Source organism: Mucilaginibacter sp. GW822-FHT03E02, from assembly GCF_058801545.1.
The window spans coordinates 1,088,126-1,102,805 of record NZ_JBXANJ010000001.1 but is presented as its reverse complement, the minus strand read 5'-3'; the positions used below and the strand labels follow the sequence as shown (position 1 = coordinate 1,102,805).

Annotated in this window: 14 protein-coding genes; 7 read left to right on the top strand and 7 right to left on the bottom strand. The window is 47.1% G+C overall.

The window, feature by feature from the left end:
- Window positions 1–9 precede the first annotated feature (9 nt).
- Both AC1RM2_RS04365 and AC1RM2_RS04360 read right to left on the bottom strand, forming a co-directional pair.
- A complete protein-coding gene (locus tag AC1RM2_RS04365) occupies window positions 10–660 on the bottom strand; it encodes a hypothetical protein (protein WP_492983758.1) in 651 nt (216 codons plus the stop codon).
- Window positions 657–1,130, bottom strand: coding sequence for a (2Fe-2S)-binding protein (locus tag AC1RM2_RS04360; protein WP_492983756.1), 474 nt, complete (start codon window positions 1,128–1,130; stop codon window positions 657–659). Before AC1RM2_RS04360 ends, AC1RM2_RS04365 begins: the two co-directional genes overlap by 4 nt.
- 530 nt (window positions 1,131–1,660) lie before the next feature.
- Between AC1RM2_RS04360 and AC1RM2_RS04355 the strand changes: the two genes are divergently transcribed.
- The 7 genes from AC1RM2_RS04355 (at window position 1,661) to AC1RM2_RS04325 (ending at window position 7,260) form a co-directional block, all read left to right on the top strand.
- Entirely contained in the window at window positions 1,661–2,506 is an 846-nt protein-coding gene (locus tag AC1RM2_RS04355; RefSeq protein WP_492983754.1) for an aldo/keto reductase, read from the top strand.
- A gap of 66 nt (window positions 2,507–2,572) precedes the next feature.
- Complete coding sequence (locus AC1RM2_RS04350; protein ID WP_492983752.1) at window positions 2,573–3,625, top strand: NAD(P)-dependent alcohol dehydrogenase; 1,053 nt, start codon at window positions 2,573–2,575, stop codon at window positions 3,623–3,625.
- A gap of 118 nt (window positions 3,626–3,743) precedes the next feature.
- Window positions 3,744–4,565 (top strand): helix-turn-helix domain-containing protein, encoded by an 822-nt coding sequence (locus tag AC1RM2_RS04345; RefSeq protein ID WP_492983750.1) that lies wholly within the window; start codon window positions 3,744–3,746, stop codon window positions 4,563–4,565.
- Between the two features lie 90 nt (window positions 4,566–4,655).
- Window positions 4,656–5,390: a carboxymuconolactone decarboxylase family protein gene (locus AC1RM2_RS04340; protein ID WP_492983748.1), complete on the top strand. Its 735-nt coding sequence runs from the start codon at window positions 4,656–4,658 to the stop codon at window positions 5,388–5,390.
- A 15-nt stretch (window positions 5,391–5,405) separates the two neighbouring features.
- Window positions 5,406–6,251: an SDR family oxidoreductase gene (locus tag AC1RM2_RS04335; protein WP_492983746.1), complete on the top strand. Its 846-nt coding sequence runs from the start codon at window positions 5,406–5,408 to the stop codon at window positions 6,249–6,251.
- Window positions 6,252–6,280: 29 nt separating this feature from the next.
- Window positions 6,281–7,054, top strand: a complete 774-nt coding sequence (locus tag AC1RM2_RS04330; protein WP_492983744.1) for an SDR family oxidoreductase — start codon at window positions 6,281–6,283, stop codon at window positions 7,052–7,054.
- 56 nt (window positions 7,055–7,110) lie between these two features.
- Window positions 7,111–7,260, top strand: coding sequence for a hypothetical protein (locus AC1RM2_RS04325; protein ID WP_492983742.1), 150 nt, complete (start codon window positions 7,111–7,113; stop codon window positions 7,258–7,260).
- Here the strand turns inward: AC1RM2_RS04325 and AC1RM2_RS04320 are convergent.
- From AC1RM2_RS04320 to AC1RM2_RS04300, 5 genes are all read right to left on the bottom strand, one after another.
- A complete protein-coding gene (locus tag AC1RM2_RS04320) occupies window positions 7,229–7,705 on the bottom strand; it encodes a (R)-mandelonitrile lyase (RefSeq protein ID WP_492983740.1) in 477 nt (158 codons plus the stop codon). The genes AC1RM2_RS04325 and AC1RM2_RS04320 overlap by 32 nt on opposite strands.
- A 63-nt stretch (window positions 7,706–7,768) precedes the next feature.
- Window positions 7,769–8,539 carry a carboxymuconolactone decarboxylase family protein gene (locus tag AC1RM2_RS04315; protein ID WP_492983738.1) on the bottom strand — a complete coding sequence of 257 codons (771 nt, stop codon included), beginning with the start codon at window positions 8,537–8,539 and terminating at the stop codon, window positions 7,769–7,771.
- A 70-nt stretch (window positions 8,540–8,609) separates the two neighbouring features.
- A complete protein-coding gene (locus tag AC1RM2_RS04310; protein WP_492983736.1) occupies window positions 8,610–9,704 on the bottom strand; it encodes an efflux RND transporter periplasmic adaptor subunit in 1,095 nt (364 codons plus the stop codon).
- A gap of 4 nt (window positions 9,705–9,708) precedes the next feature.
- Window positions 9,709–12,882 (bottom strand): efflux RND transporter permease subunit, encoded by a 3,174-nt coding sequence (locus AC1RM2_RS04305; protein ID WP_492983734.1) that lies wholly within the window; start codon window positions 12,880–12,882, stop codon window positions 9,709–9,711.
- Window positions 12,883–12,891: 9 nt separating this feature from the next.
- Entirely contained in the window at window positions 12,892–14,250 is a 1,359-nt protein-coding gene (locus AC1RM2_RS04300; RefSeq protein ID WP_492983732.1) for a TolC family protein, read from the bottom strand.
- Window positions 14,251–14,680 lie beyond the last annotated feature (430 nt).

Here is a 14,680-nt window from a genome sequence, read left to right as displayed (position 1 = left end):
ATAAGCTTCTTATTTACTCGGTGCATAAGCCCCTGTTTGTAACCAGGTCAACCATGCTTTTTTGAAGGCCGCATGGCTCATTGGCGGAAGTTTTCGGCCTTCGCCCGGATTCCAGCCGGATTTAACCAGCCCGTCATCGGCGTGTTCAATCAGTTTCTTCATATCCTTATGTCCATTCTGATTAGGATCTATCAATTGCTTGGCTAACTGACGAGGTGTCCTGCCCTGAAATACCATCTTCATGTCATCAGGTGGCAAATGCCAGTTAGGGTTTCCCGGAGGCGTATGCAGGCCCGGGGTATTGGTTGGCTGGTGGCAATTTGAGCATTTCATCGCATAAACACCTTTACCATCAATACCCCTGCGGGGCGACATGGTGTGCAGGTGGCTGTCTTCGCCCTGTAAAGGTATATTTCCTGAAGGGTGGCAATTCATACAACGGGCACTCATCAATACCGTATAGACCTGTTGGAATGCTTTAACGGAGGCCACGCTGTCTTTTTTTACAGCAGGGATGTCTGCCCTGTTATTTTCCGGGCTTTTGTTGGAGTCGCCCACCGCGAATGCCATTATGCAGATCATGGAAAAAAGTCCGATGATCACGGACAGTGCTTTCAGCGGAAACTTCCGGGCAGCGTGATTTTTATTTTGCTTTCTCATTTTTTTACGGTCTCCTTTCTCTGCAATCTGGCAGCCAGGTGAATTGCTTTCCGGATACGCAGGTAGGTTCCGCACCGGCAGATGTTACCGGCCATTGCCGAATCTATATCTTCATCATTGGGATCAGGGTTCTCGCGCAACAGCACGGCGGCCGACATGATCTGACCGGAATGACAGTAGCCGCATTGCGGTACGTTTTCCTCATTCCAGGCTATTTGCGCGGGATGATCATTGTTTTGTGATAAACCCTCAATGGTTACGACATTTTGACCTTCGGCACGACTGACCTTGGTGACGCAGGAACGGACCGCCTCTCCGTTTAAATGAACAGTGCAGGCACCGCATTGCGCGACGCCACAGCCAAACTTCGTCCCTGTCAGGCCGATGATATCCCTGATCGCCCATAGCAACGGCATATCAGGATCAGCATCGATCCGGTAGGTCTTTTGGTTAACATTTAGTGAAATCATAGTTTATTCCTTTGATAGATGGTTACAGTTCATTTGATAGGTCTGTTTTGTTTCATTTGCCGGTCATTCTTAAATCCAATGGCATTTGCCGGAAATCAAAATACAAAAATACCGGGGTTTGATCCGGAGCGTCTTATACCATCGAGATTTCAACAAATCCGCGATCTGACGCATATAATCGGTCATTTCTTACGTAAGAAGTGGGGACATCCGCCAGATAACACGATTTATTCAAATTTACCCTGACAAATCATAAGATCACTTATACATATTACTGTTTTACCTACCAATTTTACTGATAACGGATCTTTCTTTTAACGGTCCTGCGGAGATATGCGATGTTAATGATCAACCTGATATGCCGTTATCATGCTGCTGCTATTACTTAAAACTACACAGGGCCAAATCGGTAAAAATGCATGGAAGTAAGCCACCTGTAAAACTGGTAGGTAAAACAGTAATTCATATAAGTTCAGATCGGGTCAAAGACCTGACCTTTGTTCCGGCAATTATCAGAAACCACCATCTATATGAAAAATGTAATATTAAATAATGGCGTTGAAATGCCGGTTTTAGGATTGGGCGTTTACCAGATCCCCGAGTATGATGTATGTAGACAAACGGTTTTAGATGCAATGGAATTGGGTTACCGCTCTATTGATACCGCAGCAGGTTACCGGAATGAAGAAGCAGTAGGAGCAGCAATCAAACAAAGCGGTTTAGCAAGAGAAGAATTATTTATTACGACCAAGCTTTGGATTGCAGATAACGGCTATGAAAAAACAAAGAAAGCATTTGAGCTATCCTTAAATAAACTACAGCTGGACTACCTGGACCTTTACCTCATTCACCAGCCTTACGGAGATGTACACGGTTCATGGAGAGCGGTGGAAGAGTTGCATGCAGCGGGTAAAGTTCGTGCGATCGGCGTCAGTAACTTTCATCCGGACAGGGTAATGGACCTTATCGTCAATAACAAGATTGTACCCGCGGTAAACCAGATCGAAACCCATCCATTCTACCAACGGGAAACAGATCTTGCATTTTTAACAGAAAACGGCGTTAGAATGGAATCGTGGGCCTCTTTTGCGGAAGGCAAAAATAACATGTTCCAAAACGAACTGCTTAGCGCTATTGGCAAGCAATATGGAAAGTCAGTGGCGCAGGTTATTTTACGCTGGCTCATACAGCGTGACATCGTTGTCATACCCAAATCAGTCCGGAAAGAGCGACTCAAAGAAAACCTGGACGTATTTAACTTCCAATTGTCCGACGAAGACATGCAGTCTATTCAGTCGCTTGACACCCAGCGTAGTCTGTTCTTTAGTCATCGGGATCCTGCGATCATTAAATGGTTTTCCACAATGATCAGGTAAGAACATGACGGAAAGGAGAAAGGGGAAAAACTGTCCATCAGCAAACAATTTTAAATTTATCAGAATATGGAAACAAAAAATATCAAAGCCTATGGCACTTTAGGTGCCAAAATGCCCTTGAAAGCAATGACCATACAGCGCCGGAAACTGATGGCACATGATGTTGAATTGGAGATCTTATACTGCGGTATCTGTCATTCGGATATGCACCAGGCGCATAATGATTTCGGTGGTTCCAGTTACCCGATGGTACCTGGTCACGAGATGGTCGGGCGTGTTACAGCCGTTGGCGGCCATGTTACTAAATTCAAGGTGGGTGATCTGGCCGGCGTTGGTTGTATCATAGACAGCTGCCGGGAATGCGTGTATTGTCTGCAGGATGAGGAGATGTTTTGCAAAGGCGAAGTACTCTCTTTCAACTCAAAGGACGTCTATTTAGGTGGCTCGACCTATGGTGGCTATGCCGAGAATTATGTGGCTGACGAACGGTATGTTTTACACATTCCGGAAAGCCTGGAATTAGCCGCGGCCGCGCCACTGCTTTGTGCCGGTATCACCGTATACTCACCTTTTAAACACTGGAATATCGGCCCTGGCAAAAGGGTGGGAATATTGGGTATCGGGGGTTTAGGTCACATAGGCATTAAAATTGCAAAAGCGCTCGGCGCATATGTAGTGGTACTGACTACCTCTGATGCCAAAGTTGCCGATGCTAAACGCCTTGGTGCAGACGATGCTGTTTTGTCAACAGATGCTGAACAGATGCAAAAACATACAGATAGTTTAGACCTGATCCTGGATACGGTATCCGCCGACCATGATATCAACGTCTATTTGAACCTGCTGCGGGCTGACGGTACCGTTGTTTTGGTGGGGCTGCCACCGAAGGATCTGGCCATCAATCCTTTCAATGTGGTCAAAGGCAGACGAAGCTTCTCGGGTTCCAATATCGGGGGGATTGCAGAAACCCAGGAAATGCTGGATTTCTGTGCCCTGCACAGTATCACAGCCGATATCGAAATGATTCATATCGATGATATCAATGAGGCTTACGACCGTTTGCTGAAAGGCGACGTACATTATCGTTTTGTCATAGATATGGCCTCCCTGAAAAATTAATTATCAGGATCGGCACATGCCGTTTGCATGATTTACAGGAGTTATCTATCAATCAGCTAACCGGGATTTTCCGCTATGACTGAACTTGAATATCATATGAACTAATACCGCGAGCTTTATGGAACTTATCAACAGTGATTCCCTGACCTTTAATTATTCGGACATCTTTTTCAGCTACCTGCATAACAATGAAAGGCAGTGCACGCAGATGGCCAGGAACCACGTGCTGCTTTATGTATATTCCGGCGAATTCATGGTCGAAGAAGGAAAAAAGAAAACGACCATCGGAAAAGGCGAAAGTATATTTATCCGCCGGGATAACCGCGTTATCATGACCAAGCAGCCATCCGCTGCTGAGCCCTTTAAAGGTATCTTCCTTATTTTCAAACGCCAGTACCTGCGGGATTTTTTCCAAAAGGCGGACAAGGCATACATGCCCGCTGAGCGACTGAAAAAATTGCTCAGCGTCATCAGGATTAACAACAATGCCAATATTGACAGCCTTTTTCAATCCATGCTGCCCTACTTTGACAAATCGGTAATACCGCCGGAGAAACTGATGGAGCTCAAAATGCAGGAAGGGATCTATTCCTTGTTGAATATCGACCCAATGTTCTATCAATGCCTCTTTGATTTCAGTGAGCCCTGGAAGATCGACATTATGGAGTACCTGGAACAAAACTTCAGGTATGAGCTAACCATGGAGGAAATAGCCGCCTTTACCGGCAGGAGCCTGGCCACGTTCAAGCGTGATTTCAAAAAGATCAGCAGTGTTTCACCTCAGCAATGGCTGATCCAGCGGCGGCTGAAGGAAGCGTATGAAAAACTGAAATACGGAGGTAAGCGGGTTAAAGACGTTTATTTTGAAGTGGGATTCAAGAACCAATCGCATTTTTCACTGGCTTTCAAAAAGCATTATGGGTTTTCTCCCGGACGATAAAATTGAGCCGCACAACAATATTCTTTGAGCCGCAGAGCAACACGCTACTGTGGCTTTTTTGTGTCCTTTGTAGGAGCAAACAGATAAGGAATGATCAGCAGGAATCAGTGGGAAATGATGGACTTCTTATACATGGTCAGTCCAAATGCTTTTGCAAAAGAAATTAAATATCATACCATTATGCTTAGCGCAAAACAACAGAAGATCGCTTTGATAGCAGCCTATACAGCGATTAGCGATACCCCTAAATTAACTCAATCCCTCGATGAAGGCCTGGATGCCGGATTAAGCATCAATCAAATTAAAGAGATCTTTCTGCAGATGAATTTATACTGCGGATTTCCACGGGGAATTCGCGGCGTAGATATTTTCATGGGGGTGCTGGAAGAAAGAAAGGCGAAAGGCGTTCAGGATACTGATGGTCCTGCTTCATCTGCATATTCCGGTACCCGCAGCAGGTATGAACGGGGCGAGGAAGTGCACCTTCGCATCACCGGACTAAGCGCTGAAGCGCTGAAATTTGGCGCCATGGGTTTTATACCGAAAATTGATGTACAGTTGAAGGAGTACATCTTCGCCGACGCTTATGAAAGCGATTTGCTTTCTTATGCGGATCGTGAAATTGCAACGGTGTCGGCCATACTTACCATGAACGACCTGGAACCCCAGGCGCAGTTCCATATAAATACCGCTTTGCAGGTAGGGTTAAGCGAGCAGGAGATTAACCAACTGATCGTTCTCCTGGAAAATGAATTTGGCAAGGCAAAGGGCGACACCGGCAGGAAACTGCTGGCCAATGTCATAGCAGCACGCATTAATAAATAATCAAATACCAATAAAATGTATAACAATCAAAAAGTATGGTTTATAACCGGCGGCAACAAGGGACTGGGTGCGGCCATGGTCAAAGAAGCGCTGGCGAATGGCTACAATGTCGTCGCTGCTGCCAGAAATATTGACGGTGCCAAAGAAACGTTAGGGGACCATCCTAATTTATTACTGGTAAAACTGGATATCTCCAATGATGGAGAGGTTTCTGCTGCGGTAAAGGCCACCCTGGACCATTTTGGAAGAATTGACGTACTGGTCAATAATGCTGGTTACGGTTTGCTGGGCTATTTTGAAGAAATGTCTGAAGACTCCATTCGCCGGCAGATAGAAACCAACGTGTTTGGCACCATGAAAATCACGCGTGCCTTTTTGCCTGTCATGCGTGAGCAAAAATCAGGTTTCGTAGTAACGGTGAGCTCGACTTCCGGTATTAAATCTGTAGCCGGCGGTTCAGTTTACAGCGCATCCAAATTTGCGTTGGAGGGCTGGTCGGAAGGGATGAACATCGATATGAAACCGTTCGGTATTCGCTTTATGTTACTGGAGCCGGGAGCATTCCGCACCGATTTCGCCAACGAACAAGCATCCATGCAATTGCCTGACCTGAAAAATGAGGCTTACCAGGAGCAGCGCGAAGTTTTGGAAAAAATATTCCGTACGATGAACGGCAACCAGGCAGGCGATCCCGCCAAACTGGCCAAAGGTTTGGTCAAAGCAGTGAATTCCGAAAATCCCCCGGTACGCCTGCTGATCAGTAAAGGAGCGATCCCTGCCGTTGAAAGCTATTACCATACCCGGTTCGCAGAGTTTGAACAATGGAAAGAAGTTTCGGCAGACAGCGACTTTGAGAATTAATAATTTATAGGAATCTAATTTTAAATATCATGTCAACATATAATTTGAATGGAAAAGTGGCTTTGGTCACAGGTGGTGGAACAGGGATAGGTTTTGGAGCTGCCAAACGTTTGGCAGAGGCCGGTGCCTTTGTGTATATTACGGGTAGAAGACTGGACGTACTTGAGAAGGCCGCGGAAAAAATCGGCGATAACGTGCGTGCGATACAGGCGGATGTGTCCAATAATGATGATATGCTTCATGTCGCTTCGGTGATTAAGGAGGAAAAAGGCAGCCTGGATATCATTCTTTCCAATGCAGGCTATTACAAAGTCAGTAAACTGGGTGAAATTTCCGGAGAATTCTTCGACGCGATGTACAATACCAACATCAAAGGCAATTTATTTACGGTTCAAAGCATGCTCCCGATTTTAAAAGATGGAGGTTCGATCATCCTGACCTCATCCATGACAGCGCTGATCGGCTTACCTGATTATACTTGTTATGCAGCCACCAAAGCGGCTATCATAGCCATGGGCCGCTGCTGGACAACGGATTTAAAAGCCCGCAAAATACGGGTAAATGTGGTTAGTCCCGGGGCCGTACCGACAGAGGGGTATGAGACCGTACAGGGATTATCTAAAGCGCAGATCGATGCCTTTGCGGACACCCTGGCCTCACAGATCCCGGTTGGTCACATGGGTACTTCGGAGAACATCGGAGATGCCGTAGTTTTTCTTGCTTCGGATGCCAGCGAATTCATCAATGGTGTCAATCTGGTGGTTGACGGTGGGCAAACACAGGTATACGCCGGTAAGCTATAACTGCTCCCATTGATGATGGCCAAAGCCTTCTGAATCTGAATGTTTCCTGGAAGGCAATGAAATTTTCATTTGGAAATGATCCGGCAGGCCGGGTACTGGCTACCGGGTCATTTTTATATACCGGTATAGGTTACAGGATGACCAAAGATCATTTGATGCTGTCCGGATGGAAATTTATAACTTCGCAGCGTATTCCTGATCGGTAACCTTTTCCTGCCAGATCGCAGCACCATTTCTGATATCCGGCACGGTTGCAATATGGGTCATGCTGCTATCAGACGAGGCTCCATGCCAATGAGAAATGCCCGGCAAACAAACAATCACATCGCCCCGGCGAATGATCCGTTTCTGTTTACCCTTTTCCTGGTAATATCCGGTACCTTCGGTTACGATCAGTACCTGCCCGCCGGGATGCTGATGCCAGTTTGTCCTCGCGCCAGGATCAAAAGTTACGGCACCGACTGAACAGTTAATGCCATCCGCTTTGCCCGCAAGCATATTTGTTCTTACCGTTCCGGTAAAATTTTGCGGAGGTGCGATCTGTCCTTCTGCATAGAGATTAGCAGTTTTAGCCGTTTGTGCATTTGATGAACTACTTATCATCAGGCTCAGCGCCAGGATGGCCAGGTTGGCTTTTATATTGATTTTCATGTTACAATTTTCCGTTATTAAAAGAACAGGCCGATCATACGCTTTAACTGTTGTTGGCCCTATTTAGTTATTTGCTATTTCCGATGGAGCGATTTCATTTAAACAGGCCAATGCGGTTAAAGTCCTTGGATAACCAACGTATGGCAGTAGTTGCGTGATGACATCGATCAGCATTTGCCTGCCGTTGCCAACATTCAAATTGCCGCGTATATGTCCTTTGATTTGCGGCTCCGTACCGCCTAATGCGATCAGCACGCTAAGCGTAACCAGTTCACGGGTTTTAAGGTCCAGCCCGGTTCGGGTATAGTAATCGCCAAAGCAATTCCCTGAAAGAAATTGTTGTATGTGCAGGAGGTCTTTTGGGGACTGGGCGTACATGTTATCGATCGCATCGCCGAATATCGCTTTTTGTGCGGCCAGGCCCTTTGCCATTCTGTCTTCTGCGGAAGTAGTCGACTGTCCGGCAAGAGGCAACGTAAACCCTTTCGCAACCAGGAACTCATTCGTTGTATGTAAAAAGTCAATTGCTTTAGCTACCCCAACATAGGCTACCGACTGGTAAAGGATCTCTTTGATCTCGACAGGGGTCAGGCCGACATGTAGGCCGGCACCCAGCATTACTTTATATTCGGTAAGGGCCTGTGCACCGATAGCGGCCGATAATATAGCGGTCAGCCGGGTTTTTACCGGCAGTTCATCGTGAGCGATCACTTCGTCAAAAGCGAAATTATCGAACAAAGTGATGAATTCCGGATCAGTTTCTTTCAACGTTGATTGATGGTTCGGCATCAGTTCTTCATGATTCCTGATGGCTGCTTCTGTTATTTTCATCATAATTTATGTAATGTTATCTTATGTTCAGGAATCAGCCCTTAGCCGGCCGACTCGGGATCGTTTTGTACCGCTATTGCATATGGACTGCTGAGTTCTCCCGGATCTCTTCACTTGCCTTTGTGATCAATTTATCTGCTACCTTTAACTCATCGCTGTATATTTCTATATCATCCGCCTCGGTCAGGCCTTGCTCCACTTTTACTCTTTTTGCTTTGCCATTCTCCACACGTATCACAAATACCCCCTCGCTGGTTGACATTACAGCTGTTTTTTGGACGACAAATGGCATCTTTCTACTTTTAAGCGGCAGCTTAACCTCGGCAACCATACCCGGCAAAAGGTCACTGTGACGGTTGTCTACATCAAGCTCCACACGTTCTGCACGCAGGCGTGAATCGAGTGCACCGGACATCCTGCTGATCTTTGCCTTAAAAAGTTCCCCTTTCAGCGCATTCACTGTGAAGCTGAGGCTATCGCCCGTTTTAAGGTAACCGGTATAATCTTCAGGTACGGATATAGCCAGCCTGAGTTTACGCTGATCCTGTATCGTCAGCATAGGTACAGTTGCTCCCTGTGCTATATAGGCACCTGTATTGATGTTACGGCCTGTGATTTTGCCTGTAAAGGGAGCTCTGATCACCAGGTAACTTTGTGTGACCCGCACTTCCCTGTACGCCGCGCGGGCAGCCTGCAACTGTGCATTGTCCGACTTCTGCCTGCTGAACGCGACTTCCAGGTCATTTTTTGAAATCGTTCCTTCTACTTTACTGGTTTCGAGCAATCGCTTATAGGTGCTGCTGCTTGCCTCATATACAGCTTCCTGCGAGTGGAGACGGGAAGCGGCTGCCGCTAATTGAGAGCTGATTTCCGGAGCCTCCAATACCACCAGCACCTGGCCTTCTTTTACCTCACTTCCGATATCCACCTGCAGCGTTTTCACGTAACTGTTTACCTTGGCAAACAGGTCAACCTGTTTGAAGCCGGCAAGTTCGGCCGGCAAGGAGATCTCTGAGCTGATCGATCTGCGCTGTAGTTCAAAAACAGGTGTCGCGGCCGGTTTGGCTATTGTATCAGCCATGGCCTGCCCGCCTTTTTCGCCGCTGCTGCAGCCGGAAAATGCGATGGCCGTGAAGGCGATGGCCATAATGATATAGGGTGATTTCATATGCTTATTTTGAGATTGTTTCGAGATCATAGAATTTGCTTTGGTCGTCATCCGGATCAAGCGATACCGAGGCGGTGGTTGATTTATCCTGAGCCCATGAAAAGATCAATGGTAAAATGATCAGTACGGCGAACGTTGAGAACAGCAATCCTCCGATAACAGCTCTGCCCAGTGGAGCTGTTTGCTCGCCGCTTTCGCCATGTCCTATGGCCATTGGCAGCATACCTACGATCATGGCAACGCTGGTCATCAATATCGGCCTTAAACGTAGTGAGGCGGCTTCTAAGGCGGATTTGCGTGCATCGCCGTTTTGTCGCCGCAAATGTTCAGCATTGGTTACCAGCAATACCGCGTTCGCTATGGACACACCAACAGACAGGATGATCCCCATATAAGATTGCAGGTTAAGGGTCGAGCCGGTGGCCAGCAGCATGAGCAATGAGCCCAATACTACAGCCGGTGCTGCCGAAATGATGATCAGCGAAACTTTAAAGGATTGAAAGTTAGCAGACAGCATCAGAAAGATGACAACGATGGCAACCAGCAAGCCCGTTTGCAGACTTGATAATGTTTCGTTTAAAACCAGACTTAAGCCAATAGGTTCGATTGTTAACCCGCGCGGCGGCGTACCCAGGCCGGCGATGATTTCCGCTACTTGTTTAGAAGCCGTACCCAAATCGGTGTGGTCCGTGTTGGCTGTTACAGATAAATAAGGCAGTGCGCCCAGGTCGTCGCTTTCGCCATTGGTTACCGCCGGTTTAACGGACGCTACATCACCGATGACCGGGCGGATATTATTGTTTAGCAGCGAGATCTCGTTGATCTGCTGCACCGTAGACATCTGGTTAAGCGGCACCTGTACCTGAACGTTGTAAGACAAGCCTGCCTTGCCGTCTATCCAAAGGTTTTTTTCGGTATAACGCGAAGAGGATGTTGATGCGATGAGTGACCGCGATACCTGGCTCATGTCAACCCCTACCTGTGCTGCCCTTGTTCTGTTAATATCAATGTTCAGCGCCGGGTAGCTGATGGATTGCGCCAGTTGCACATCCCTGAAATTCGGCAATTTCTGCATGGCAGTTATGAGTTTATTGGCATAAATGGCGCTCTGGGCTTTATCCCGGCCCGCCAGCCGGACTTCAATTGGCGTAGGCGATCCCTGGCTTAATATTTTATCGGTCAGTTCGATAGGCTCAAACGATAATTTTACGTGCGGCATTTTCTGCAGGATTCTGACGCGTAAAGAATCTTTGAAAGCATCCATATCGGTATGGATATCTTTGAGCGCAATCTGGAAAACTGATTCCTGCGACCCCGCCATGAAAAGATAGATCGGCGACACGGAAAACTGCGTCGGATGCATGCCCACGTAAATCGAGGATATCCCCATATGGTCTTTTCCGGCCATGTTTTCTATTTCGTGCAGCGCGGTAAGTGTCAGTTCTTCAGTTCTTTCGAGACGGGTGCCCTCCGGGGCGCGTAGTCGGAGCTGAAACTGGCTTGAGTTCACCTTAGGGAACACGTCCCGGCCGATAACATTAAGCATGATCACTGCCAGTATAATAGCAGAAAAAATATAGATGAGGGATGCCGTCCTGCGTGCCATTGTTAACTTTTCAAGCATGGACATAAAGCCATTTCTGAACTTGTCAAATCGACCTTCCTTATGCCCGGTTTTTCCCGGCTCCTGGCCGTGTTTGGCATCCGCTTTCATCAGCCAGTTAGCCATAACGGGTACAAAGGTCTGCGATAACAGGAAGGAGGTCACCATGGAAAAACCGATGGCTAAAGCCAGCGGAAGGAATAAGGCGCCGGGAATGCCGGCCATCGTAAATGCCGGGGCAAATATGGCCAGGATGCAAAGCAGGATAAGAAGCTTGGGAAGCGCAACCTCCCCGCAGGCATCAATGATGGCCCTGGCTTTTGATTTACCCATGTCCAAATGCTGGTGGATATTCTCAATGGTTACTGTACTTTCATCAACCAGGATGCCAATGGCCAGCGCCAGGCCACTTAAAGTCATCAGGTTGATGGTAAAGCCAAATAATTTTAAGAACAGGACACCGGAAATCAGTGATATCGGGATAGTCATGATCACGATCAATGCAGCTCTTTTGTCTCCCAGGAACAGGATGACCATCAAACCTGTCAGAATGGCCCCAATAGCACCCTCTGTGAGCAAACTTCTTAACGAATTGATCACGTACACAGACTGGTCAAATTCATAGGTAATATCAACATCAGGAGGCAGGGTGCTTTTTATCCTGGGAAGGCTCTCTTTTAGTTGCTTCACGATATCCCAGGTCGATGCGTCAGCTGCTTTGGCAATACTGATATAGACCGAGCGCTTGCCATTAACCAATGCATACCCTTGTGTGATGTCGGCACCGTCTTTAATATTGGCCACATCCCCAAGCCTGATATTGGCTACATCGCCTTTAAAAAGAGGGATACTTTCAAAGTCTTTAAGTGATTTAATGGTATTATTAGTTGGCGTAATATAATTGATATCACCTACCCGCACATTGCCGGAGGGCGCTGTCTGGTTATTTAACCTGATGGCTTCCACGATCTGATCGGGGGTAAGATTATGCGAACGTAGCTTTTGCGGATCGACATTTACCTCAATGGTTCGCGGGCTGCCACCGAATGGCGGCGGCGATAATAATCCGGGGATGGAGGTAAACGACGCACGCACATAGACGTTCGCCAGGTCTTGCAGTTCGTTGTTGGAACGGGTCTTACTGCTCAGGACCAGCTGACCTACAGGCAGGGATGATGCATCAAAACGAATAACGAACGGCGGTTGAGAACCCGGGGGAAATATGGCCTGCGCCCGATTGGTCAGCGCAGAAAGTTCGGCAGCGGCCTGCGCCATATTGGTGGTTTCGTAATAGGTAACCTTCATTAAGGTTAAGCCCTGTATATTCTTTGTTTCAATTGACTTCACGCCGTTTGCAAAAAGCATGGCATTTACATAGTTCTTGGCAAAATAGGCCTCCATCTGGTCTGGCGTATAACCACCAAAAGGGTGTGCCACATAGATAACAGGGAGGTTCATTTTTGGTAAAATATCAATCTTGATACTGCGAATTGCGCTGATACCGAAAAAGAACAAGGCTGCTACAAAGACCAAAACTGTAATGGGCTGCCGCAGTGCAAATCTTATTAATTTCATGTCTGATGTTTAAAGTTGATTGCTGAACATGGTAAAATCACCGGTGCTGGCCGCTTTCAGCAGTAAGGCCTGCCATACATTGGTAAATGCAATATCCCGGTCAGTTTCGGCACGATTAAGGGTATACTGTGCCGTAGTAACATCAGTAAGAGTAGTCAGGCCATTGTTATAAAGTGTAATTCTTTGCAGATAGGCCTGGCGGGCGGCCTTCACTTGTTTTGGGGCTTCGAGGTAATTGCGGAAGGAGTAATCGAGCCGGGCGTTGGCCGCATCGTCACGGGCACGCAATTCTACATCAATCGCCTGATATTCGTTTTCCAGCCCTTCGCTGACCAGCTTTTGGTAGCTTACTTTCTTAGCCGATCGTGCAATGGTAGTCAGGTTCCATACGAGTCCAACGCCTAACAAATAATTTTGCCGGGTAGGGTTTATACCGGTCAGGTAGTTTTGGTTATATGAATTCTGGTTGCTGGCGTAATCGTTGCCAAAGCCCGAACCGCGGGCCTGATAGATACCAAAAAATGAAAAAGAAGGCATGTATTCCTTTCTAAACAGCTGTTCCTGCTGTTTGCTCAAGGTGATCTGGCTTTTAAAATATTGGCGGGTTGGATGGTTAACCGTGTCGGAAACAGCTTTAAATGCTTCAATGCTCAGAGGCGCTTTTAAAACCATAGCCGTATCCGTAATGAAATTTTCGGGTGCAATACCCATCAATCTTACCAATTCGTTGTTCTGGACTTTGACCTGCTCCAGGGTCTGGTTGAGGACTATTTTGGCCCTTGATACTTCTGCGGCGGCTAAGGTAGAATCCACACCGGGCAATAGTCCGCCCTTTGCCCGCACGGAAATATTGCGGTAAAAGATCTCAGCGCGGTCAAGGTTTTTCTGCTGAGAAATTTGCAGTCGTTGGCTTGCCAGTAAATTAAGGTAGGCCGCAGAGATCCTGATCTTATGCTGAAAAACCTCCTGTTCATAATCTTTTTGGTAGCGCTGGGCATCAGCACGTGCAACGTTTACCCGCTGCCGGCTACGGCCAAAATTAAAGAACTCCCAGTTGGTGTTGATGAGGTATAGCGCACCAAAGGCCGCATTCCAGTTTTGGCTGGCCAGGGGCAGTCCGGAGGATGCCACGCCCAGACCTCCCAGTCCATACAACGGACCATTTTGGCCGTTTACGGTACCATAGTCCTGCTGCGCGGATAAATTGACATTGGGAAGGTACTCTCTTTTCATTTGGCTGATCGTTTCGCGGGAGGCGGCAGCATAATTGTTTTTTGCTTTTACGATTCCATAATTGGTTACTCCCTTTTCTATCGCCGCCTTCAGGGACAGGTTTTGTCCAAAGGCTGATGCATGGATCGTTGTCACAGCGATAAGGCCGTATTTAAGAATGCCTAAGGGGTTATTAAATCTTTTCAAACATATTTTCATTTCGGATCGGATGTATTTGAGCGCATATTACTTATTCATCAGTTTTGACATCGTATAATGACAGGTTGGAATCCATGCCCTTTGAGCCCGGAACCTACAGGGCCAGTTGGTTAGAAAAACCACAACTTTACCCTGATACAAAAATCTCTTCAATATTTTTGATTGCTGTTATACAGATTACTGGTTTACTTACCATTATCACTGATTGAGCGGCGATCTGTGCCGGCACCTGCCGCAGAAGCCGATAGCTGTCTTCAAAGCAGTGTCTGAAGCGGTCTTTTCTGAAATATCGAAATACTTGCCAATGCCCCGGGAAAGGTAGAAGAAGATTTTCCTGCCTGCCGCAGAAACTATTTGTGCCCCCAAT